This window comes from Streptomyces sp. NRRL S-244 (assembly GCF_000717915.1).
Lineage (GTDB): Bacteria > Actinomycetota > Actinomycetes > Streptomycetales > Streptomycetaceae > Streptomyces.
This window is the reverse complement of sequence record NZ_JOCX01000002.1, coordinates 217,943-239,228: the sequence shown is the minus strand read 5'-3', so window position 1 is coordinate 239,228 and position 21,286 is coordinate 217,943. Positions and strand designations below refer to the sequence as shown.

The 21,286-nt window shown below is 73.9% G+C and carries 18 protein-coding genes and 1 pseudogene; 5 read left to right on the top strand and 14 right to left on the bottom strand.

The genetic code is table 11. From position 1 onward, the window contains the following. Positions 1–67: 67 nt before the first annotated feature. Genes IF02_RS0103365 through IF02_RS0103355 form a run of 3 tightly spaced genes read right to left on the bottom strand, consistent with a single transcriptional unit; the run spans position 68 to position 2,038 of the window. The gene (locus IF02_RS0103365; RefSeq protein ID WP_030153675.1) at positions 68–352 is read right to left on the bottom strand and encodes a hypothetical protein; all 285 of its coding nucleotides are present in this window, start codon (positions 350–352) and stop codon (positions 68–70) included. A gap of 10 nt (positions 353–362) precedes the next feature. After that, positions 363–1,079, bottom strand: a complete 717-nt coding sequence (locus IF02_RS0103360; protein ID WP_030153674.1) for a TetR/AcrR family transcriptional regulator — start codon at positions 1,077–1,079, stop codon at positions 363–365. Positions 1,080–1,108: 29 nt separating this feature from the next. Beyond that, a complete protein-coding gene (locus IF02_RS0103355) occupies positions 1,109–2,038 on the bottom strand; it encodes an AurF N-oxygenase family protein (protein WP_030153673.1) in 930 nt (309 codons plus the stop codon). A 169-nt stretch (positions 2,039–2,207) separates the two neighbouring features. Between IF02_RS0103355 and IF02_RS0103350 the strand changes: the two genes are divergently transcribed. Further along, positions 2,208–3,317 (top strand): ferritin-like domain-containing protein, encoded by a 1,110-nt coding sequence (locus IF02_RS0103350; RefSeq protein WP_030153671.1) that lies wholly within the window; start codon positions 2,208–2,210, stop codon positions 3,315–3,317. Between the two features lie 12 nt (positions 3,318–3,329). Here IF02_RS0103350 and IF02_RS0103345 read toward each other — a convergent pair whose 3' ends face one another. Together IF02_RS0103345 and IF02_RS0103340 are read right to left on the bottom strand one after the other, a co-directional pair. Beyond that, positions 3,330–4,790, bottom strand: coding sequence for a penicillin-binding transpeptidase domain-containing protein (locus IF02_RS0103345; protein WP_030153670.1), 1,461 nt, complete (start codon positions 4,788–4,790; stop codon positions 3,330–3,332). After that, positions 4,787–6,157 (bottom strand): FtsW/RodA/SpoVE family cell cycle protein, encoded by a 1,371-nt coding sequence (locus IF02_RS0103340; protein WP_030153669.1) that lies wholly within the window; start codon positions 6,155–6,157, stop codon positions 4,787–4,789. Before IF02_RS0103340 ends, IF02_RS0103345 begins: the two co-directional genes overlap by 4 nt. A gap of 95 nt (positions 6,158–6,252) precedes the next feature. Between IF02_RS0103340 and IF02_RS0103335 the strand changes: the two genes are divergently transcribed. The 3 genes from IF02_RS0103335 (at position 6,253) to IF02_RS35355 (ending at position 9,478) form a co-directional block, all read left to right on the top strand. Beyond that, positions 6,253–6,642, top strand: coding sequence for a DUF6325 family protein (locus IF02_RS0103335; RefSeq protein ID WP_030153668.1), 390 nt, complete (start codon positions 6,253–6,255; stop codon positions 6,640–6,642). After that, positions 6,642–7,028: an SHOCT domain-containing protein gene (locus IF02_RS0103330; protein WP_030153666.1), complete on the top strand. Its 387-nt coding sequence runs from the start codon at positions 6,642–6,644 to the stop codon at positions 7,026–7,028. Before IF02_RS0103335 ends, IF02_RS0103330 begins: the two co-directional genes overlap by 1 nt. Positions 7,029–7,507: 479 nt before the next feature. Continuing rightward, on the top strand, positions 7,508–9,478 hold the full coding sequence (locus IF02_RS35355) for a C40 family peptidase (RefSeq protein ID WP_234318071.1): 1,971 nt from the start codon (positions 7,508–7,510) through the stop codon (positions 9,476–9,478). Here IF02_RS35355 and IF02_RS0103320 read toward each other — a convergent pair. The 5 genes from IF02_RS0103320 to IF02_RS0103300 form a co-directional block, all read right to left on the bottom strand. After that, positions 9,385–10,689: a styrene monooxygenase/indole monooxygenase family protein gene (locus tag IF02_RS0103320; protein ID WP_030153663.1), complete on the bottom strand. Its 1,305-nt coding sequence runs from the start codon at positions 10,687–10,689 to the stop codon at positions 9,385–9,387. The two genes, IF02_RS35355 and IF02_RS0103320, sit on opposite strands and share 94 nt — an antisense overlap. A gap of 71 nt (positions 10,690–10,760) precedes the next feature. Then, positions 10,761–11,378, bottom strand: a complete 618-nt coding sequence (locus IF02_RS0103315; RefSeq protein WP_030153662.1) for a GTP-binding protein — start codon at positions 11,376–11,378, stop codon at positions 10,761–10,763. 13 nt (positions 11,379–11,391) lie between these two features. Continuing rightward, positions 11,392–11,823, bottom strand: coding sequence for a DUF742 domain-containing protein (locus IF02_RS0103310; protein WP_030153661.1), 432 nt, complete (start codon positions 11,821–11,823; stop codon positions 11,392–11,394). Next, positions 11,820–12,302, bottom strand: a complete 483-nt coding sequence (locus IF02_RS0103305) for a roadblock/LC7 domain-containing protein (RefSeq protein WP_030153660.1) — start codon at positions 12,300–12,302, stop codon at positions 11,820–11,822. The genes IF02_RS0103310 and IF02_RS0103305 overlap by 4 nt, the downstream gene beginning before the upstream one ends. Further along, entirely contained in the window at positions 12,299–15,418 is a 3,120-nt protein-coding gene (locus tag IF02_RS0103300; protein WP_051695587.1) for a nitrate- and nitrite sensing domain-containing protein, read from the bottom strand. The genes IF02_RS0103305 and IF02_RS0103300 overlap by 4 nt, the downstream gene beginning before the upstream one ends. A gap of 471 nt (positions 15,419–15,889) precedes the next feature. Here IF02_RS0103300 and IF02_RS0103295 point away from each other — a divergent pair, with 471 nt between their 5' ends. Beyond that, a complete protein-coding gene (locus tag IF02_RS0103295) occupies positions 15,890–16,663 on the top strand; it encodes a protein phosphatase 2C domain-containing protein (RefSeq protein WP_030153657.1) in 774 nt (257 codons plus the stop codon). 60 nt (positions 16,664–16,723) lie between these two features. Here IF02_RS0103295 and IF02_RS0103290 read toward each other — a convergent pair whose 3' ends face one another. From IF02_RS0103290 to IF02_RS35065, 4 genes and pseudogenes are all read right to left on the bottom strand, one after another. Further along, complete coding sequence (locus IF02_RS0103290; RefSeq protein WP_030153656.1) at positions 16,724–17,176, bottom strand: MarR family winged helix-turn-helix transcriptional regulator; 453 nt, start codon at positions 17,174–17,176, stop codon at positions 16,724–16,726. A 129-nt stretch (positions 17,177–17,305) separates the two neighbouring features. Next, a complete protein-coding gene (gene lon, locus IF02_RS0103285) occupies positions 17,306–19,702 on the bottom strand; it encodes an endopeptidase La (protein WP_030153655.1) in 2,397 nt (798 codons plus the stop codon). Between the two features lie 136 nt (positions 19,703–19,838). Next, positions 19,839–20,393, bottom strand: coding sequence for a DinB family protein (locus IF02_RS35070; RefSeq protein ID WP_420708089.1), 555 nt, complete (start codon positions 20,391–20,393; stop codon positions 19,839–19,841). Further along, a pseudogene (locus IF02_RS35065) lies at positions 20,376–21,230 on the bottom strand (sulfurtransferase); the annotation flags it as partial. The gene IF02_RS35070 and the pseudogene IF02_RS35065, both read right to left, overlap by 18 nt. Positions 21,231–21,286 lie beyond the last annotated feature (56 nt).

Below are 21,286 nucleotides of genomic sequence, written 5' to 3'. Positions count from 1 at the left end.
AATGCCCGGCCGGGGAATGCCCTGCCCGGAAGTGCTCTGCCCGGGAGTGCCTGCTAGGGAGTGACTGCTAGGGAGTGTCCCGCTGCTGCGGGGTCGGCTTCGTCCAGGGCCAGCGGATCCTGGGCTTCTGGCCGGAGGGGGCGTACGCGTACTTCCAGCCCTTCTGGAGGTGCAGCCGCTTGGAATAGCCCGCCGGGACCCGCTCGTACAGCAGGACCGTCGCGGGGCCGCCGTCCGCGGACGGGACCGGGATCTCGTACCACTTCGGCGGGTGGCCGGTCGGGCCGAGGAGGATCGGCAGGACCCGGCCGTCCATCGGGCCGCCCTCGAAGGGCGTGGGTTCGCTTCTCACCCCACCAGTGTCACAGCAGGTGGGCGGCCTCGGAGACCACCGGGATCACGCGGCGGGCCAGGACGCCGACCGGGCCGTCCGCCGATTCCAGGGCCAGCGCGGCCCGCGCCGCGGCGGCGGTCTCCGGGTCGGTGGCGGCCGTCGCCGTCAGGAGGGCTATGAACTGGTCGACCAGCCAGTCGCGCAGGGCCGAGACCTCGGGCTGCTTGCCCTCGTCGATCCAGATCAGGGAGGCCGCCTCGACCGCCGTGATCCAGGTGCGGACCATCATCCGCAGCCGCGGGCCGGGGGCCGGGACGGCCAGGTGGTAGAGGATCTGCTGGGCCGCGGCCCGGCGGATGCCGTCCACCGTGGCCGTCGTACGGGAGGTCTCGACGACGCTGCCGCCCTGGAGGAGGGCCGAGAAGCCGGCGTCGTGCTCGTCCACGAAGGCCAGGTAGCGGTCCAGGGCCCGGGAGAGGCGCTGGGTGAGCGGACCGGCCTGCGGTTCGGCGAAGCACTGCTCCAGGAGCTCGGCCGCCGAGCGCAGGGCCGCCTCGTACAGCTGCTGCTTGCCGCCCGGGAAGTAGCGGTAGACCAGGGGCCGCGAGACGCCCGCCGCCTCGGCGACGTCGTCGAGCGAGACCTCCTCCGGGGCCCGGTGCGCGAACAGCGACAAGGCGGCATCGAGGAGCTGGGCCCGCCGCTCCTCGACGCTCAGCCTGCGGTACGCGCGTACGGTCGTCATGCCCGCAGGGTAGCCCCGAAACAGCCGGTTCAGGCGAGGAGTCCCGAGCTCTTCCAGAGCCTGCGGCCGACTCCGCGCAGGACGCCGATGTCGTCGAGGAAGTCCGTGAGCCGCTTGGCGCCCGTCTGCATGACCTCGCGCCGGTGGCCGCTCGCCTGGACCTGGGCGAGGGCCTCGCGCCGGTCGAGGCCGACGTTCTCGTAGACCTTCGGGTTGACGAAGGCCAGCGAGAAGACGCGGGCGGCCTGCCCGCAGCTGACGCGGGTCAGCTCCTGCTCCCAGCGCGGGGCGGTCAGCATCTGGCGGCGCAGTTCCTCGCGGGCGTAGCGGACGTGCCGGGCCTCCTCGATGACGTGGATGCGGGTGACTCCGCGCACGAGGGGCTGGATGCGCTCGTCGGGGAAGGTGAGGCGCTGCATCCAGTCGAGGATCTCCTCGCCGAGGAGGGTGCAGGCGAAGGAGCCGGGGGTGGTGGAGATCGTCTTGAGGATGCGGGCGAGGTTGTGGTTGGTGCGGGAGACGGGGTAGGCGGGGGCACCGGCCTTCTGGATCATGCGGGCGAACATCATGGAGTGGCGGCACTCGTCGGCTATCTCGGTGAGCGCGTACCGGACGTGATTGCTGGTCAGCGACTTGTCGTAGATGTGCCGGACCATCAGCTGCATCAGGATGATCTCGAACCAGATGCCGAGGGAGCCGAGGGCCGCGGCCTCGTGGCGGGAGAGGTCGATGCGCTGCTCCTCGCCCATCTTCTTCCAGAGCGGGGTGTCGTAGAGGGAGAGCAGCTCGGGCGGCCAGTAGTACTTGCCGTCGATGGGCGGGGCGTCCCAGTCGAGTTCCTTGTCGGGGTCGAAGGAGTGCTTGGCCGAGGACTCGAGCAGCCGTGCGGCGACCTGCTCGCGGTCCTTGAGGAGGCCGAGCGCGTCCTGCAGCGCGTTTCGATCGGTCACGGTCGTCATGGCTTCGGATACCTCGCTCATCGGGTTACCGGCGGTCAACAGTTATGAGACTGCTTGTCAGCAAGACCGTCAATCCCCTGCGCACGACTTGTTGACCCCGCGTCTACCAACGTGTGACGCTGCCAACCATCCAGTCCTGTACGGAAGTACACGAGGCGAGGGGGCGTCAGTGTCGACGCACGAGCTCTACACCAAGGACCCGGGCGCGGACGTCTGGCAGGTTCCGGCCTCCGGTTCGGCCCGCTTCAGCTGGGAGTACGCCGGTGGCCGCGAACGGCTCCTCGCGCTGTACCAGAAGGGCAAGGACAAGCAGTGGGACGGTGCCAAGCGCATCGACTGGGAGCTGGAGGTCGACCCGTACAACCCGCTCGGCACCCCGGACGAGGCACTGACCCTCTACGGCACCCGGCACTGGGCCGGACTCACCGAGAAGGACAAGGGGGAGCTGCGCCGGCACTACGCCGCCTGGAACTTCAGCCAGTTCCTGCACGGTGAGCAGGGCGCGATGGTGTGCGCGGCGCGGATCGTGGAGTCGGTGCCGGACCTGGACGCGAAGTTCTACTCCGCGACCCAGACGATGGACGAGGCCCGGCACGCCGAGGTCTTCGGCCGCTTCCTGCACGAGAAGGTCGGGATGCTCTACCCGATCAACGACAGCCTCCAGGGGCTGCTCGGCGACACCCTGCGCGACTCCCGCTGGGACATGCCGTACCTGGGCATGCAGGTGCTCATCGAGGGGCTGGCGCTGGCGGCGTTCGGGATGATCCGCGATACGACCGACAAGCCGCTGCCGAAGCAGATCCTGGCGTACGTGATGCAGGACGAGGCCCGGCACGTGGCGTTCGGGCGGATGGCGCTGCGGGACTACTACAAGCAGTTGACGGACGCCGAGCTGCGCGAGCGCGAGGAGTTCGTGATCGAGGGCTGCTACCTGATGCGGGACCGGCTGCGCGGGGTGGAGGTGCTGGAGAACTTCGGCATCTCCCGCAAGGAGGCCGCGGAGTTCACCGAGCAGTCGGAGTTCCTGCACCTGTTCCGGAAGCTGCTGTTCAGCCGGATCGTGCCGTGCGTGAAGGACATCGGGCTGTGGGGCGAGCGGTTGCAGAAGGCGTACCTGGACATGGGCGTCTTCGAGATGGGCGACTCCAACCTGGACCTGCTGATGACCCAGGACGAGGAGATCGCCGAGACGCTGGACCGCGAACGCTTCGCGGCGGAGGAGGCGGACCGGGTTGCGGAGGTGCAGGCGGCGATCGCGGAGGGGTCGGATCCCGCGTAGGGGGTTCCCGGCTCAACGCGCGGCGAGCGCGGCCTCCATCACCGCCCGGGCGATCGGGGCGGCCGCGCCGTTGCCGCTGATGTCCCCGCGGCGCGCCTCCGCGTCCTCGACCACCACCGCCACCGCGACCCCCGGCTGCGGCGCGTCCTCGGCCTTCGCCCAGCCGATGAACCACGCGTACGGGGTCCCGGCGTTCCCGACGCCGTGCTGGGCGGTGCCGGTCTTGCCGCCGACCACCGCGCCCGGGATCGCGGCATTGCGCCCGGTGCCGTTCTCCACCACCTGCACCATCATCTCCTGCAACCGCAGCGCCGTCGCCGGGTTCATCGCCCGGCCCAGGCCGTGCTGCTGCCCGCGCCGGACCTGATCCCCGTCGTCCTGGGTGGTCCGGTCGACGAGGTACGGGGACGTGAGCTCGCCGCCGTTCGCGACCGCCGCCGCGACCATGGCCATCTGGAGCGGTGTGGCCGTCGTGTTGAACTGCCCGATCGAGGACAGCGCCAGCTGGTCCGGGCTCATGTCCGTGTCGAAGTTCGACCGCGAGACCCAGGCCGGCACCCGCAGCCCCTCCTCGTTGAACCCGAACCGGCGCGCGGCGTCCACCATCGCGCGCAGTCCGACCCGTACCCCGATCTTCGCCATCACCGTGTTGCAGGACCACTGCACCGCCTCGGCCATCGAGGCGTCCTGGCAGCCGGTGGCCGCGTTCGGCAGGAGGGTGCTGGTGCCGGGCAGCGGGTAGGGGTCGGGGGTCTGCGTGGGCGCGTCCACATCGGTGACCACGCCCGCGTCCAGGGCCGCGGCCGCCGTCACGATCTTGAAGGTGGAGCCGGGCGGGTACGTCTCGCGCAGCGCCCGGTTCAGCATCGGCCGGGCGGGGTCCGCGTTCAGCCGGGCCCAGGCCGCCTTGACGGCCCCGCCGGTGCCGGAGAGCGCCGCCGGGTCGTACGAGGGGCTGCTGACCAGCGCGAGGATCCTGCCGGTGGCGGGCTCCAGGGCGACGGCCGCGCCGCGCCGGCCCGCCAGTCCGGTGTACGCGGCCAGTTGCGGGCCGGACCGTACGGTGGTCTCCGCGTTGCCGCCGGACGGGCGGCCGCGGGCCAGGTCGTACCAGAGCGGGAAGGCCGAGAGCCCCGGATCGGTGCCCGAGAGGACCGCGTCCTCGGCGCGCTCCAGGAGGCTGGTCCCGTACGTCTGCGAGGAGAACCCGGTGACCGGCGCGTAGAGCGGGCCGTTGGCGTACGTCCGCTCGTAGCGCAGGAGCTGGCCGCTGTCCCGGGATCCGGTGACGGGCCTCCCGTCGACCAGGATGTCCCCGCGGGGCTCGGCGTAGCGCTCGATGGCGGGGCGCTTGTTGGCCGGGTTCGCCCCGTACGCGGCGGCCTCCCAGACCTGCACCCGGGCCACGTTGACGAGCAGGGCGGCGAGCAGCAGCGCGCAGAAGTACGCGCACCAGCGGATGTACCGGATCACGCGCCGCCCCCTGCGGCCGGGCGGGGGCGGCCGGCGCTGTCGCCGAGCCGGACGAGCAGCGCGACGATGACCCAGTTGGTGACGACGGAGGAGCCGCCCTGGGCGAGGAAGGGCATCGCCATGCCGGTGAGCGGGATCAGCCCGGTGACTCCCCCGGCGATGACGAACACCTGGAGCGCGACGATCGAGGCGAGCCCGGTGGCGAGGAGGCGGCCGAAGGGGTCGCGCAGCGCGAGCCCGGCGCGAAAACCTCGGTGGACGAGGAGTCCGTAGAGCAGCAGGATCGCGGTGAGGCCGACGAGGCCGAGCTCCTCGCCGGCGGTGGCGAGGATGAAGTCCGACTTGGCGGCGAAGCCGATGAGGAAGGACTGCCCGTGGCCGAGCCCGGAGCCGAGCAGCCCACCGGCGGCGAAGGCGAAGAGGGACTGGGCGAGCTGGCCCGGTCCTTCCCCCCTCTCGATGGAGGCGAAAGGATTCAGCCAGTCCTCGACGCGGCTGTGCACATGCGGCTCCAGGGTGCCGACGGCGTACGCGCCCAGCGCGGCGAGCAGCAGCCCGATCGCGATCCAGCCGATCCGGCCGGTGGCGGTGAACAGCATGACGACGAAGAGCCCGAAGAAGAGCAGCGAGGTCCCGAGATCGCGCTCCAGGACGAGCACGCCGACGCTGAGCAGCCAGATCGCGAGGATCGGGCCGAGGACCCGGCCGGGTAGCAGGCGCAGCTTCCAGAACAGCCGGCGGCCGGTGAGGGCGAGGGCGGTGCGGTTCGCGGCGAGGTAGGCGGCGAAGAACACGGCGAGCAGGATCTTGGCGAACTCGCCGGGCTGGAAGGAGAGTCCGGCGAACCGGATCCAGATGTGCGCGCCGTTGACCGCCGGGAAGAAGACGGGGACGAGCATCAGCGCGAGGGCCGCGGCCACGGAGAGGTACGCGTACTTCTGGAGCACCCGGTGGTCGCGCAGCAGCACGACGACGAGGACGAAGAGGGCCACGCCCAGCGCCGACCAGCGCAGTTGGTCACCGGCGGTGAGATGGCCGGGAGTGGTCAGGTCGAGCCGCTGGATCAGGACCAGGCCGAGACCGTTGAGCAGGACCGCGATGGGCAGCACGAGCGGATCGGCGTACGGGGCCCGGAAGCGGACGGCGAGGTGCGCGAGCAGGGCCGCACCCCCGAGCCCGGCCGCGTAGCGGGCGGCGGATCCGGGGGCGCGGCCGGTGGTGGCGAGGCCGACGTAGAGGTGGCCGAGGACGCAGATGAGGACGGCTCCGGCGAGGAGCGTCAGCTCGACGCCTCTGCGCGTGGACGCGGAGCCGTCGGGAGGCGGGGGCGGCGCGGGCTCCGCCACCTCTGCCGTCAGAGCGGTCATATCGGAAACGTAGCAAGCGGACGGATGGTATGTCCGCTTATGTCATAGAGTGCCGAGGAGTAGTCAGAATCGGTCACGAGTGGGAGCGGCGAGACATGGGACCAGTGGAATTCATCGTCCTGGCCTTCCCGGAGGAGCAGCTGCGGGTACCGGCGGTCGAGGCCGTGATGGGGCTGCGCAAGGCGGGGGTCGTACGGCTGATCGACGGGCTCGTGGTCACGAAGACGGCGGCGGGCGAGGTGCTGGCGGCGGAGTTCGACGAGTTCATGGAGCTGCTGGGGCTGCTGCGGCACCGGGAGGCCGCGCAGCTGATCGGGGCGGAGGACGTCGAGGAGTCGGCGCAGCTGCTGGAGCGGGGCAGCTGCGCGCTGCTGCTGCTCGTGGAGCACGTGTGGGCCGAGGACGCGGCGATCGCGGTACGGGCGGCGGGCGGGCGCATCGTCGGCTCGGTCCGGATCCCGCCCGAGCGGACGGAGGCGGCCTGATGTTCATCCGCCCGGTCGGCACGAGAGTGGACCCGGCCCGCCGCCCCACGGGCCGCCCCCTCCTCCAGGGCCTCCTCGCCCGAGCGGCGGGCCGGCCACCGGCGGCGGAGCCCTCCGGCTCGGAGACGGCCGGCGCCGAGGCCTCCGGCTCCGCGGGCCCGGGAGCCGAGCCCACCGACTCGCAGCCGGTGGCTCCGGCGGGCCCCGAAACGGCTCCGGCCAAGTCGGCTGCTCCGGACGGCCGGATGACCACCGACGGCGGCCAGACCACGCCCCCGCCGGCCGGCCTGGCCACGGAACTGGCCCAACTGGCCACCCTGGCCCGGGAAGGCCTCCTCACCCCCCAGGAGTTCAAGGAGGCCAAGACCCGCCTCCTCCACTCCTGATCCCAGCCGCACCCGGGGCCGCAGCCCTTGCCGGTCGGTGCGCGGGTTGCCGCTGCGCGGGGCCTTCTCCCCGCCCGCCCTTTCTCCGGGCTCCGCCCGGACCCGTGCCCAGGGGGCCGGACGTGGGCAGCGCCTCCGGCAACGGTGGGCCGGATGCGCCGGGGGCCGAACCGGCCGGGGTCGGCGGTGGGGTGGGGTGTCGGCCGGGGCGTAAAACGTGATGTGGGGCGTGGATCCCGAGCCCCTCCCCGACCCGGAGCAGCCGCCATAAATCGTGCCCCGCCCCGGACGGCACCCCACCCCGCCCCCGGCACCGGCCCACCACGAAGCCGCCCGCAGGGTCCGGCTACCGGGGGCCGGACGGGGGGCCGCGCCGCCGGCAGCGGTGGGCCGGACGGGTGGGCGTGGGGAACTGGCCGTCCCGGGTGGGGGATTTGTCATACCGGGCGTGGCAGCATCGGCCGCCTGGAGGTGATCACATGTCACGCCGCGTGCTCCGTGCCGCCTGCATCGCCGCCCTGTTCGTGTCGGCCGGGCCGCTCCCCGTCACCCACGCCGGGTCCGTGCCCGACTTCCTGGCGGACTCGGCCGCCGCCACGACCCGGCAGCCCCGTGCCGCCGCAGCACCCCCCCACCCCGGAGGCGCCACCGCACGGGCCGCCCACGGCTCGGCGAACGCCACCGCCCCGCAGGCCCCCGTCACCGGAAGCGCCGCCCGGCGGGGCCTCGACTCGGCGGACACCACCGCCCACCGGCCCCCCGGCGCCACCGCCCCCGAGGGTCCCGGCTCGGCGAACGCCACCAGCCGGCGGGCCACCGACGGGCGGAGCGACATCCCCACCGGCGCCTTCGCCACGCGGAATCCCGGTACCGCAGACGCCGCCCGGCGGGGCCTCGACTCGGTGGACACCACCCCCGGGCGGACCCCCGGTGCGCGCGGTGCCACCGCCCCGCAGGGCCTCGACTCGGCGCACGCCGCTGCAACGCAGAACCCCGACCCGGAAGACACCACCCCCCGCCGGACCACCGGCGCCCGCGGTGCCACCACGTCGCAGGGGCTCGACTCGGCGGACGGCGCCGACTCGCGGGCCGCCGGTGCGGCGGATGCCACCGACCGGCAGGGCGACGGCACCGCCGGGGCCACCGCCACGCGGGACGCCGGCACCGCAGGAGCCGCCGCCACACGGAACCCCGCCGACGCAGGCACCACCGCCACGCGGGACGCCGGCGCAGCCGCCACCGCCACGCGGGACCCCGGCAGCGGAGGGGCCGGGGCGCCGGGACTCAGCGGCGCAGGGGCCACCGAACTCCAGGGGCTCGGCGTCGGGGAGTTGCTCGCGCGGCTGCAGGGGCTCTATCGGGATGCCGAAGCCGCCGCCGAGCGGTACAAGGCCACCGAACTCGCGCTCAAGGCCGGGCAGGACGAGGAGCGGCGGCTCAGTGCCGAGCTCGCGAGGACCCGTACCGCCCTCGGCGCCGAGAAGGCCGCCGCCGGGCGGGTGGCGCGGGAGCAGTACCAGCAGGGCGCCGTCGGCTTCTCCCCGTACGCCCGGATGCTGCTCACCGGCGACCCCCAGGCCGCCCAGGACCAGCGGCGGCTCGCCGCCCGCGAGGGCGCCCGGCGGGCGGGGCTGCTGGCCCGGCTCACCCGCGGCGAGCAGCGCGCCGGCCTCCTCGCCACCGCCGCCCGCAAGTCCCTCGACGCCCGGCAGAACCTGACCGCGCAGCGCAAGCGGCACAAACAGGAGGTCGACCTCAAGCTCAAGCAGGTCGAGCGGGTCCTCGCCTCGCTCACCCCCGAGCAGCTCGCCCGGCTCGGCTCCCGCGAGGCCGCGAACACCGCCACCGCGCAGCGGGAGCTGCTGGACTCCGGCCGGCTCGCCGACACCCCCCGTACGCCCACGGCCGCCGGCGGCGCCGCCCTGGCCTATGCCACCGAGCAGATCGGCAAACCGTACGTCTGGGGCGCCGAGGGCCCCGGGTCCTTCGACTGCTCCGGGCTCACCTCGCAGGCCTGGGCGCACGCCGGCCGGTCCATCCCCCGGACCAGCCAGGAACAGTGGGCGCAGCTCCCCAAGGTGCCCCTGGACGAGCTGCGCCCCGGCGATCTGGTGGTCTACTTCCCGACCGCCACCCACGTGGCCCTGTACGTCGGCGACGGAAAGGTGATCCAGGCCCCGCGCCCCGGCGCGAAGGTCAAGGTGTCCCCCATCGCGGCCAATCCGCTGCTCGGCGCCGTACGGCCCGATCCCGACGCGGCCCCGCTCGCCCGGTTCACCGCACCGGCACTTCCCGACAACGACACGAACGGCGACGGCAGCAGCGGCGACGGCAGCAGCAGCAGCGACGACAGCGGTTACTCCTCCACGGAGGCTCCCGCGACCGCCGCGACTCCCGCCGCCTCAGCGACTCCCGCAGCCTCCGCGACCTCCGCGACCTCCGCCAAGTAGTCCTCCGCGTCCTGCGCGTCGTAGAAGTACCCGTCGAAGTCGGCCGGCTGGTCGAAGCCGTTGGCGAACCGATCCGCCACCGCCTGGAACCGCCCGGCCGCGCCGACCAGGGTCAGTACGTGCTCCGGCAGGGGGGCCAGCATCGCGTTCGTCCACTCGGTCACCGGCTTGCCCGTCGTGAACCAGAACTTGTCGAACGTCGCCTTCATCCACGCCTCGTCGAACGGCTTGTCCCCGTGCATCAGGATCGACGACAGGTACGAGGCCGCGCACTTCGACGCCGCGTTCGACCCCTGCCCCGTGATCGGGTCGTTCGCGACGACCACGTCCGCGACCCCCAGCGCCAGCCCGCCGCCCGGCAGCCGCCCGACCGGGTTCCGGACGACCGGCGCGTACCGCCCGGCCAGCGTGGCGCCCGCGTCCGTCAGCTCCGCCTTCGCCGCCCGCGCGTACTCCCAGGGCGTGAACTCCTCCATCAGCTCCAGCGTCAGCGCGAGGTGCTCGCCCGGCTCCCGCACGCCCTTGAAGACGTCCAGCGGGCCGCCCGGAAGGCCCTCCCAGAACAGGATGTCCGCCCGCCCCGACGTGGTCAGCGTCGGGATGACGGACAGCTCGCCCACCCCCGGGACCACGTTGCAGCGCAGCGCCTCCGTCTCCGGGTGCTCGGGCCGCGGCTCCAGCCCGTGCACGTACGAGACGGCCAGCATGCGCTGCGGCGCGTCGTACGGGGAGCGCGCCGCGTCCCGCCCGAACATCGACACCAGCTCGCCCTTGCCCGCCGCGACCAGCACCAGGTCGTACGTACGGGAGAAGAAGTCCAGGTCGGCGACGGACGCACCGTGGACGACCAGCTGTCCGCCGCGCTGCACGAAGACGTCGAGCCAGCCGGCCATCTTCACGCGCTGGTCGACGGACTGCGCGTACCCCTTGAGACGGCCGAGCCAGTCGACCGGGCGCGAACCGTCCGGGGCGGCGACCGAGAGGCCGAGGCCCTCGATCCGCGGGGCCTGCCGCTCCCAGAAGTTCAGGGCGAGGTCGCGCTCGTGCCGCAGCGCCGTGTCGAACATGACCTGCGTGGACATGACCCGCCCGGTGCGGATCTCGTCCGCCGTCCGGTTGGACATGAGGGTGATCTCGTACCCCTTCGCCTGGAGGCCGAGGGCGAGCTGGAGGCCCGACTGGCCGGCCCCCACGACGAGGATCTTGCGCATCTCACGTTCTCGATTCAGGTGTGCGGTACTGCGGTTCGGCGGGCCCTGCGGGGTTCTGCGGGTTTGCGGTTCTACGGTTCCGGCGTCGCGTCCAGCGCGTGGCCCACCAGCGTCACCAGGGACTCGACGACCGTGTCCCGGCGCCGCGCGTCCATGATCAGCACCGGTACGTGCGGCGGGATGGTCAGCGCCTCGCGCACGTCCTGCGGCTCGTACGCGTGCGAGCCCTCGAAGTGGTTCACGGCGACCGCGTACGGGAGCCCGCAGCTCTCGAAGTAGTCGAGCGCCGGGAAGCAGTCGCGCAGCCTGCGCGTGTCGGCCAGCACGATGCCGCCGATGGCACCGCGCACCAGGTCGTCCCACATGAACCAGAAGCGCTCCTGGCCCGGGGTCCCGTACACGTACAGCACGAGGTCGTCGGCGAGGGTGATGCGGCCGAAATCCATCGCGACGGTGGTGGTGCTCTTGTCCGGGGTGCCGGACAGGTCGTCCGTCGGGACGCTGGCCTGGGTCATCACCGCCTCCGTGCGCAGCGGGGTGATCTCGGAGACGGAGGACACGAAGGTGGTCTTGCCGACGCCGAAGCCGCCCGCGACCAGCACCTTGACGGCGACGGGTGCGCGGGAGCGGTCGTACTGCCAGGGCTGGACGGGCTCGTCGTCCAGGGCGGCCTTGGCGTGGGCGGGCATGCCGACGGGCGGGTCAGAGACTGCGAAGACCACTGAGCACCCTTTCCAGCAGCGCGCGTTCGGGTCGCCCGGGGCCGTGCCCCGTCCCGTAGACGCGTATCCGTCCCTGGTCGGCGAGGTCGCTGACCAGGACGCGGACCACCCCGAGGGGCAGCTTCAGCAGCGCGGATATCTCCGCGATGGTGCGCATGCGGCGGCAGACCTCGACGATCGCCGGCATCTCGGGCATGCGGTCGTCGGACTCGGGCCGCTGCGGCTCCGACGCCCGGGTGTCGCAGGCGGCGACGAACGTCTCCACGTGCAGGACCTGCGCGAAGCGGGTGCGGCCGCCCGTGAGGGAGTACGGGCGGACGCGGGCGGGCCGGCGGTCGGCTCCGCGTATCGGCAGGCGGTCGGACGCGGGCGCCGAGGCCGGGGCGGCCGCCGCCGAGGCCGTACTCCTCACGGGGTCTTCTCCATCGACTGGCGCAGCTCGCTGCGGACTTCGGGGGTCAGGACGTGGCCGGCCCGGCCGACGAACAGGGCCATGTGGTACGCCACCACGCTCATGTCGCAGTCGGGGGTGGCGTGGACGCCGAGCAGCGAACCGTCGCTGATGGCCATGACGAAGACGGAGCCGTGCTCCATCGCCACCATCGTCTGCTTGACCGCCCCGCCCTCCATGAGCTCGGCGGCGCCCGTCGTGAGGCTGCCGAGGCCGGAGACGATGGTCGCCAGGTCGGCGGAGGCGCCGCGCGGGCCCTTGGTGGGCGCGGCGTTCCCGCCCGCGGCCGCTCCCCCGGGGTCGGAGGACAGCAGCAGGAGCCCGTCCGAGGACACGACGGCGACGGAGTTGACGCCGGGCACCTCCTCGACCAGGTCGGTCAGCAGCCACTGCAGGTTGCGGGCCTGGGTGCTCAGTCCGTACGTACTGGGCGCGGTCATGTGCGTGCCTCCTGTGCGGTGTCCCCCTGGTCGGTGTCCTGTGCGAGCTCGGCGGCCACGACGCGCCGTCCGTCCCGCGTCCCCTGGTAGAAGCCGCCGAGCCGGCGGCGCAGCTCGTCGGCGTCGACGCGGCGCGGCGGCGCGGGCGGCCGTACGGCCTCGGGGCGGCTCGCGCCCACCGTGCGCGGGGTCCGCTTGGGCAGCCCCTTGTCGGTGACGGCCGCCTCCGGACCGGAGTCGGGGTGGCTCCCCTGGCGGGGGACCCAGTCGGCCTCGTCGGGCGCGTGCCGGTGGGGCTCCGCCGGGCCGTCGGGGGCGACGGCGGTGACGGACTCCCCGGGCAGCGGCAGTCCTGCTTCCGGTACGTCGGCCCGCGGGCCGGCATCGGGCAGCCGGTCGGGGGACGCCGGGTCGGGGTCAGGCCCGGCGAAGGCCTCCGGTCCTGCGTCGGGGACGACCCGGGCGAGGAGTTCTTCGCCGGGATCGGGCTCGCCCGGTACCTCTTCGGGGCTGCCGGGCAGCTCGGCCTCCGCCGCCGGGGCGGCGTCCGGAACGACCCGGGCCAGCAGCTCCTCGGCCGGCGCCGGTCCGCCGGCCGCGGTGAACACCTGGTCGGCGGGCGGCAGTACGTCCGCGGCGTCCCCGAAGTCCTGGCTGGCGGTGAACACCTGGTCGGCGGGCGGCAGCCCACCCTCCGTGCCCGCCGCCTGCGCAGCCTTGTCGGGCTCCAGCCCCCCGGCCAGATCCGGCCCGAAGTCCGGAGCCAGGCCGGCGCCCGACGCGAAGTCCGGGTCCGAGACCGGGTCCGAGACCGGGTCCGGGTCCGGGTCCGGGACCGCGTCCCCGGCCGGGTCCGCAGCCGACAGCTCGTCCGCGGCGTCCGGTACGGCCGGGTCCCACTCCATGCCCCGCAGCAGCTCGGCGTCCGCCTCCGGGCCCGGGTCCTGGAAGGGCTCGGCAGCCGGCGCCGGGGCCGGGTCGGCCTGCGCCGACGCCTCGGCCTCCCGCTCCACCGCCGGAGGCTCCGGCATCCGGCGGCCCGGGATCGTGTTCTCGTTCGCCTCGGCGATCACACCCGGCAGCCGCAGCTCCGGCACGCCCGGCGCCGGCGTCGCGAAGGTGTGCACCGGCGAGCTCGGCGGCGTGGCCGGAAGCAGCGAGGCCGGGACGACCACCAGGGCCTCCGTGCCCGCGTGCCGGCCGGCGCGCAGCTCGGCCGTGACCCCGTGCCGGGCCGCGAGGCGGCCCGCCACGTACAGGCCGAGGCCCAGGCCGTGTTCGGCCTCCGGCTCCTTGTCGTACGCCTCCGGCGTGGCCAGGCGGGCGTTGAGCGACTCCAGCCGGTCGCCGGTGACCCCGATGCCCTCGTCCACGACGGACAGCACCGCGTCACCCGAGTCGAGCAGCCATCCGGAGACCCGGACCTTCGCCTCGGGCGGCGAGAACGTCGTCGCGTTCTCCAGCAGTTCGGCGAGCACGTGCGAGATGTCGTCGGCCGCGTGCCCCGCGACCTGTGTGAACGGCGGCAGCGCCGCCAGGTCGACGCGCTCGTAGCGCTCGATCTCACTGACCGCGGCCCGCATCACGTCGACCAGCGGGACCGGCGCGGCCCCGGCGCCGTGGCCGTGCTCCTGGCCGGCCAGGACCAGCAGGTTCTCGTTGTGGCGGCGCATGACCGTCGCCAGGTGGTCCAGCTTGAACAGGGTCGCCAGCCGGTCCGGGTCCTGCTCCTTGGACTCCAGCTCCTCGATGACCGCGAGCTGGCGCTCCACCAGCCCCAGCGTGCGCAGCGAGAGCGAGACCGACGTCGTCGACATGATGCGGCGGTGCTCTTCGAGGGTGGCCCGCAGCTGCGCCAGCTCCTGCTCCACCGCCTCCCGGCCCGCGGTCAGTTCCTGCTCCAGCGCGTCACGGGCCGCGGAGAGCGCCTCGTTGCGGCCGATGAGCCGGCGCCCGTCGGCGTCGAGGCCGGCGATCCGGGTGTGCAGGGAGACGGTCTGGTCGCGGACCGCGTTGAGGTGGCGTACGACCTCGGCGAACTCGTCGTTGCGGCCGGTGAAGCGGACCGGCTCGACCGAGCCCTCCGGGGTGGCCAGCCGGGCCGCGCCGCGGCGCAGTACGGACAGCGGCCGGGTCAGCGAGCGCGCGACGGCCGTCGAGAAGCCGACGGCGACCAGGAACAGCAGGCCGAGGACCGCGACCAGCATCTCCAGCCGGGTCACGTCGTCGTCGCGCAGGGTGGCGAGCGCGGTGGCCCGCTGCCCGGCGAGGGTGGCCTCGACGGACCGCATCCGGTCGATGCGGGCGGTGAGCGGCGGGGCGACGGCGGCGCCGTCGAGCCGGCGGTCGGCCGTGGAGAGCGTGGGCCGTTCGGTGAGCCGCTTGAGGTAGTCGTCGGCCGTCTTGACGTCGGGTCCGGTGACGGTGGCGGCGAGGGTCTGGCGTACGTCGGGCCGCGCGACCCGGTTGAAGTCGTCGAGCGCGGCCTGCTCCCGTACGCGGGCCCGCTGGGCGGCGGTGGTGAGTTCGTCCGTGGCGGCCGTGTTGGAGGGCTGCTCCCCGCGGGGGACGGCCAGCGCGGCGAGCAGCAGTCCGCGGGTGGCCGAGGCCTGTTCCACGGCCTGGCCGAGGGGGGCCAGCGGGCGGGTGGTGGCGAGGGCGGCGACGGCGCGCGGCGGGGTCAGCTCGGCGAGCCGGTCGCCCGGCGCGAGCAGTTCCGCGATGACGCCCGAGTACGCCTGCTGGGCGGCGAGGGCGCTGCCCTTGCCGTCGACGGCCTCGGTGCGGACGGCCTGGACGCGGCCGAGGGCGCGGGCGAGCGCCTCGTCGGCCTCGTTCTGGACCTCGGCGAGCTGGCGGTCGGTGAGCGCGGTGCGCTCCTGGACGGGGCCCTTCGCCTGGGCGCCGGGGCGGCCCTTGGCCACGTACTCGACGACGGCGTCGCGCTCGTCACCGAGGAGGTGCGCGAGGGTGAGGGTGTGCTGGGTCTGCTCGGCGAGCGTGACCAGCTGCTGTGAGTCGTTCAGCTCCCGCGTCGCGGAGACCACGGCTGGGGCGCCGGCCGCGAGGACGGTGAGGCCGGCGACGGCGACGCCAATGACGAGCCTGCTGCGCACGCGGACGGGGCGTCCTGCGGGGGCTGGTCCGTCGGTGGCGGTGCCGTTCTTCCGAGACCGCTTCTTCTGCACCGGTGCTCGCAATCCTGTACGTGTGCTCGTGCTCGTCTACTCGTGTGGCCGAGGTAACGGCCGGTCAACAAGTAAACGCCCCCTGCCCCCTCGTACCGCCTCAGACCTTTGCAGTGTGTTGGGGAGAGAGCCTGACATCGCCCACCCGGCCACTCGAACGAGTGAACATCACGGATGAGTTGGCGACCAACTCGGCGGTGCGCCTACAGAGGGCCGTCATGGACGGGTGGTTGAAAGATCGGTGAGGGCTTTGGCAATATGCCCGCCCACAGCCGCCGGAGGGCCGCCGAGCACCGCGCCGGCGGCGCGGATGCCGCGCGCCCGGCAGTTGCCCCATTGGTACGGACCTTTCACCCTGTCCCGGCCGTCCCGTGCGCGCCGGGCGGGCAGAATGTCCGCATGCGCATCGACCTCGCCTCGGCCCCCGGCAACCCGGAACGCCCCAACGAGGACTGGCTATCGGCGGCGATACCCGCTGCGGGCGGCGGAGTCCTGGTCGCCCTGGACGGGGTCACCCCGCCGGCCGGCGAGGTGGGGTGTTCGCACGGCGTGCCCTGGTTCGCGGCCCGGCTCGGGGGCCGATTGACCGAACTGTCCGGATCGCGGCGGGACATGCCGCTGGACCGGATCCTGGCGGAGGCCATCCGCGGCACCGCCGACGCGCACCGGCAAACCTGTGACCTTTCTCACGTGCGGACCCCGCAGGCGACGGTGGTGATGGCGCGGTGGGACGAGGAGTACGTGGAGCACCTCGTGCTCTCGGATTCCGTACTGCTCCTCGAAGCACCCGGCGGTGAGGTGACGGCGGTGCTCGACGACCGGCTGGACCGGATCCCGCGCGAGCGCTTGCGGACGCAGGCCTCGGCGGACGCGCTGCGCAACGCGGAGGGCGGCTTCTTCACGGCGGCGGCGGACCCGGAGGTCGCCGCCCGGGCGGTGACGGGCCGGACCCCGCGCGAGCGGGTCCGGGCGCTGGCGGCGCTGACCGACGGGGCGAGCCGGTGGACGGACACGTTCGGGGAGGGCGACTGGGCCCAGTGCCTCGCGGTGCTCCGGAAGGAGGGCGCGGAGTCCCTGATCGCCCGGGTCCGCACCCTGGAGTCGGACCCGGCCCGCCCCCGCACGCGCGGCAAGCGCCACGACGACGCCTCGGCGGCGTACACGGAGCTGTAGCGGTATCCGCAGCGGTGGCCGCAGCTGTATCCGTAGCCGTAGCTGCTGCTGCTCGGGGGGCTACTCCGCGCCCTGGTTCAACTGATGGAGCAGCCGGGCCAGTTCCGCGACCTCGCCCCGGTCCCAGTCGGCGAGCTTGCGCATGTACTGCTCGCGCCGGGCCCCCCGTACGCGCAGGAACCGCTCCCGGCCCTCGTCCGTGAGGCCGACGAGGAAGGCCCGGCCGTCGGCCGGGTCCGGCTCGCGCGCCACCAGCCCCAGCACCTCCAGGGCCCGCAGCTGCCGGCTCATGGTGGCCTTGCCGACCCCGAAGTACGCGGCGAGCTCGGTGGCCCGCTGCCGGCCCGCGGCCTCCAGCCGTACGAGCAGCCCGTACGCGGCCGGCTCCAGCTCGGGATGGAGCGCGCGGGCCATCTCCCCGGAGGAGGCCCTGGCGCGCCGGAGGAAGACGGACAGCTCCCGCTCCAGGGCAAGGAACTCCTGGTCTTCGCTTCCGTGCACGTCCGCTCCCATCGATGGTGTCCCGAGGCACCAGTATTTCGCAGCGCGCACGCCACCGGCCCGGGACCCCGCCGGAGCAGGGTCCCGGGCCGGTGGCGCCGGCCGGCGGGCGCGGCCGCCGGGCCGGCCGGGCGGCGGCGGTCAGGCGGCCGCGGTCACCCGGACGGCGTCCGCCGCGAGGGCCAGTTCCAGGACCTGGCGCACGTCCGTCACCGGGTGGACCTCCAGGCCCTCCAGCACCTCGGACGGGACGTCGTCCAGGTCGGCCTCGTTCCGCTTCGGGATGATCACGGTGGTCAGGCCGGCCCGGTGTGCGGCCAGCAGCTTCTGCTTGACCCCGCCGATGGGCAGGACGCGCCCGGTCAGCGAGACCTCGCCGGTCATGGCCACGTCGGTCCGTACCTGCCGCCCGGAGAGCAGCGAGGCGAGCGCCGTGGTCATCGTGATGCCCGCGCTCGGGCCGTCCTTCGGCACCGCGCCCGCCGGGAAGTGGATGTGCACGCCCCGGTCCTTCAGGTCGGCGACCGGGAGCTCCAGCTCCGCGCCGTGCGAGCGCAGGAAGCTGAGCGCGATCTGCGCCGACTCCTTCATCACGTCGCCGAGCTGCCCGGTGAGGGTGAGTCCGGCGGCCCCCGTCTCGGGGTCGGCCAGCGAAGCCTCGACGAAGAGGACGTCGCCGCCCGCGCCGGTCACCGCGAGCCCGGTGGCCACGCCGGGGACGGCGGTGCGCCGCTCGGCGGGGTCCTGCGCGGACTCCGGGACGTGGTGCGGGCGCCCGATGAGCCCGCGCAGGTCCTCGGCGCCGACGCGCAGCGGCAGCTCCCGCTCCCCCAGCTCGTGCTGGGAGGCCACCTTGCGCAGCAGGCGCGCGATGGAGCGCTCCAGGGTGCGCACGCCCGCCTCGCGGGTGTACTCGCCGGCCAGCTTGCGCAGCGCGTCCTCCTCCAGCACGACCTCGTCGGCGCCGAGTCCGGCGCGCTCCAGCTGGCGGGGCAGCAGGTGGTCGCGGGCGATGACGACCTTCTCGTCCTCGGTGTACCCGTCGAGGCGCACGAGCTCCATGCGGTCGGCGAGCGCCTCCGGGATGGCCTCCAGGACGTTGGCCGTGGCCAGGAACACCACGTCGCTCAGGTCCAGCTCCACCTCCAGGTAGTGGTCCCGGAAGGTGTGGTTCTGGGCGGGGTCCAGGACCTCCAGCAGGGCGGCCGCCGGGTCTCCGCGGAAGTCCGACCCGACCTTGTCGATCTCGTCGAGCAGGACGACCGGGTTCATGGACCCGGCTTCCTTGATGGCCCGTACGATCCGGCCGGGCAGGGCGCCGACGTACGTACGCCGGTGGCCGCGGATCTCGGCCTCGTCGCGGACGCCGCCGAGGGCGACGCGGACGAACTTGCGCCCCATGGCGTGCGCGACGGACTCCCCGAGGGAGGTCTTGCCGACGCCGGGAGGCCCGACGAGCGCCAGTACGGCGCCGCCGCGGCGGCCGCCGATGACGCCCATGCCGCGCTCGGAGCGCCGCTTGCGCACGGCGAGGTACTCGGTGATGCGGTCCTTCACGTCGCTCAGCCCGGCGTGCTCGGCATCCAGGACGGCCCGCGCCCCGCGGATGTCGTACTCGTCCTCGGTCCGCTCGTTCCAGGGCAGTTCCAGGATGGTGTCGAGCCAGGTGCGGATCCAGGAGCCCTCGGGGGACTGGTCGCTGGACCGCTCCAGCTTGTCGACCTCCTTGAGCGCGGCCTCCCGTACCTTCTCGGGCAGGTCGGCGCCCTCGACGCGGGCCCGGTAGTCGTCGGACTCCTCGCCGTCCTTCTCGCCGTTGAGTTCGCGCAGTTCCTTGCGGACGGCCTCCAGCTGGCGGCGCAGCAGGAACTCGCGCTGCTGCTTCTCGACGCCGTCCTGGACGTCCTTGGCGATGGACTCGGCGACGTCCTGCTCGGCGAGGTGGTCGCGCAGCCAGGTGATGGCCAGCTTGAGCCGGGCGACGGGGTCGGCGGTCTCGAGCAGCTCGACCTTCTGCGCGACGGTCAGGAAGGGCGAGTACCCGGAATTGTCGGCGAGGGCCGAGACGCCCTCGATCTGCTGGACGCGGTCCACGACCTGCCAGGCCCCGCGCTTCTTGAGCCAGCTGGTGGCGAGTGCCTTGTACTCCTTGACGAGCTCGGTGACCGACCCCGGCAGCGGGTCGGGCAGCCTCTCGTCGACGCTCTCGCCCTCGACCCAGAGCGCGGCCCCGGGCCCGGTGGTCCCGGCCCCGATCCGGACGCGGCCGACGCCGCGGATGAGCGCCCCGGGGTCCCCGTCGGAGAGCCGCCCCACCTGCTCGACGGTCCCGAGCACACCGGTGCCGGCGTACTTCCCGTCGACCCGCGGCACGAGCAGCACCCGGGGCTTCCCGCTCCGGACCGCCGCCTGGGCAGCCTCGACGGCCCCCCGCACCTCGGCATCGGACAGGTCCAGCGGTACGACCATCCCAGGCAGCACGACCTCGTCGTCAAGCGGCAGCACGGGCAGAGTGAGCGTTACGGACGTCGAAGCCATGATCTTCCCTCCGGCAGTGAAGTTGAGCTATGCCGACTCAATGCATGTGCGCCCCCCAATGTTCCCCACCCCCCGTTCGCCCGCGGCGAACGCCCCCGGCGGCCCGCCGGGGGCAGTCCCGGGTCGGCTCCCGGGTTCAGAGGCCGATCGCGCCGTCGATCCGCTCGCGCAGCAGGTCGGCGTGCCCGTTGTGGCGGGCGTACTCCTCGATCATGTGGATGAGCACCCAGCGCAGTGACACCTTTCCGCGCCACCCGTCCTCGGCCTCCACGTCCAGGTCGGGCGCCGCGGCCGTGAACGACTCCGCGAACGCGACCTCGTCCCGCCAGGCCTCCCACGCCGCCGCGACGGCCCCCGGGCCGGGCAGCGCCCCGTCGAAGTCGCCGTCCGGGTCCGCCTCCGACGAGAACAGGGCCGGCGCCTCGTGCCCGGCCAGGACCCGGCGGAACCAGCGGCGCTCCACCTCCGCGAGGTGGCGGACCAAGCCGAGCAGCGAGAGCGTGGACGGCTCCACCGACCGCAGGAACAACTCCGCGTCCAGGCCGGCACACTTCAGCTCCAGCGTCGCCCGCTGCGCCGCCAGGACATCGGTGAGCAGCGTCCGCTCGTCCCCCGTCGCGGGCGTGGCGAACCGGCCCTCGGTCTCGGCGCCGTCGAAGAACTGCGCCCGCCGGCCCGTCACCGCGGGCAGCTCCGGGCGCATGGCCCAGTCCGTCCAGGAGCCGTCGTAGACCGCCAGGGCGGAGTAGCCGGCGAGGGTGGCGCCCAGGGCCAGGACGCAGGCCGTCACTCCCGAACCGCAGCTGAAGTACAGCCGCTCCCGCTCACCCGTCAACGCCGCGAAGGCCTCGCGGAGTTCCGCGGTGGGCCGCATCAGGCCGCCGTCCCGCTGGAGGTCGCCGAACGGCAGGTTCACCGCGCCCGGCATGTGGCCCCCGCGCAGCCCCGGCCGCGGTTCGGGGGCGGCGCCGGTGAAGCGTTCGCGCGTACGGGCGTCCAGTAGGAGCGCCTCCGGATCGGCGAGGGCCGCCCCGACGGCGGCGAAGTCCACCAGCAGCCCCGGCCGCGGCCCGGCCGTGAAGGAGCCGCGCGGGCCCTCGTACGCGGGGCCGCACTCCTCGATGGGCAGTCCGGCGGCGGTCCAGGCGGGCAGTCCGCCGTCCAGGACGGCCGCCCGGTCGAAGCCCATGGCGCGCAGCATCCACCAGGCCCGCGCGCTGGAGTGGATGCCGGCGCCGTCGTAGACCACGACGGTACTGGTGTCGTCGACGCCGAGCCCCCGCAGCGCCTCCTCGAAGGCGGCGGCCGCGGGCATGGCGTGCGGGGCGGGGGCGTCGTGGTCGGACAGGGCGCCGTCGAGGTCGAAGGGCCGGGCCCCCGGTATCCGCCGGCCGGCGCCGCGGTGGGCGCCGACGGAGGCGTCGAACACGACGAGCCCCGGCGCGCCGAGCCGGCCGGCCAGCCAGTCCGCCCCGACCAGCGGTCCCGGCGGGGCGGGAGCTTCCGCGTCGGAGCGGGACGTGGTCATCCGGGTCATTCGGCACCTCCGGGTGGGTCGGCGGGCCGCACAGGCGAAGGGGCCCG

Excerpts from the sequence above, each read along its gene's own strand:
- IF02_RS0103290 (WP_030153656.1), bottom strand. The coding sequence starts at position 17,176 with ATGGGAGCGGACGTGCACGGAAGCGAAGACCAGGAGTTCCTTGCCCTG.
- lon (WP_030153655.1), bottom strand. The coding sequence starts at position 19,702 with ATGGCTTCGACGTCCGTAACGCTCACTCTGCCCGTGCTGCCGCTTGAC.
- IF02_RS0103340 (WP_030153669.1), bottom strand. The coding sequence starts at position 6,157 with ATGACCGCTCTGACGGCAGAGGTGGCGGAGCCCGCGCCGCCCCCGCCT.
- IF02_RS35355 (WP_234318071.1), top strand. The coding sequence starts at position 7,508 with ATGTCACGCCGCGTGCTCCGTGCCGCCTGCATCGCCGCCCTGTTCGTG.
- IF02_RS0103335 (WP_030153668.1), top strand. The coding sequence starts at position 6,253 with ATGGGACCAGTGGAATTCATCGTCCTGGCCTTCCCGGAGGAGCAGCTG.
- IF02_RS0103305 (WP_030153660.1), bottom strand. The coding sequence starts at position 12,302 with ATGACCGCGCCCAGTACGTACGGACTGAGCACCCAGGCCCGCAACCTG.
- IF02_RS0103360 (WP_030153674.1), bottom strand. The coding sequence starts at position 1,079 with ATGACGACCGTACGCGCGTACCGCAGGCTGAGCGTCGAGGAGCGGCGG.
- IF02_RS0103320 (WP_030153663.1), bottom strand. The coding sequence starts at position 10,689 with ATGCGCAAGATCCTCGTCGTGGGGGCCGGCCAGTCGGGCCTCCAGCTC.
- IF02_RS0103315 (WP_030153662.1), bottom strand. The coding sequence starts at position 11,378 with ATGCCCGCCCACGCCAAGGCCGCCCTGGACGACGAGCCCGTCCAGCCC.
- IF02_RS0103330 (WP_030153666.1), top strand. The coding sequence starts at position 6,642 with ATGTTCATCCGCCCGGTCGGCACGAGAGTGGACCCGGCCCGCCGCCCC.
- IF02_RS0103355 (WP_030153673.1), bottom strand. The coding sequence starts at position 2,038 with ATGACGACCGTGACCGATCGAAACGCGCTGCAGGACGCGCTCGGCCTC.
- IF02_RS0103295 (WP_030153657.1), top strand. The coding sequence starts at position 15,890 with ATGCGCATCGACCTCGCCTCGGCCCCCGGCAACCCGGAACGCCCCAAC.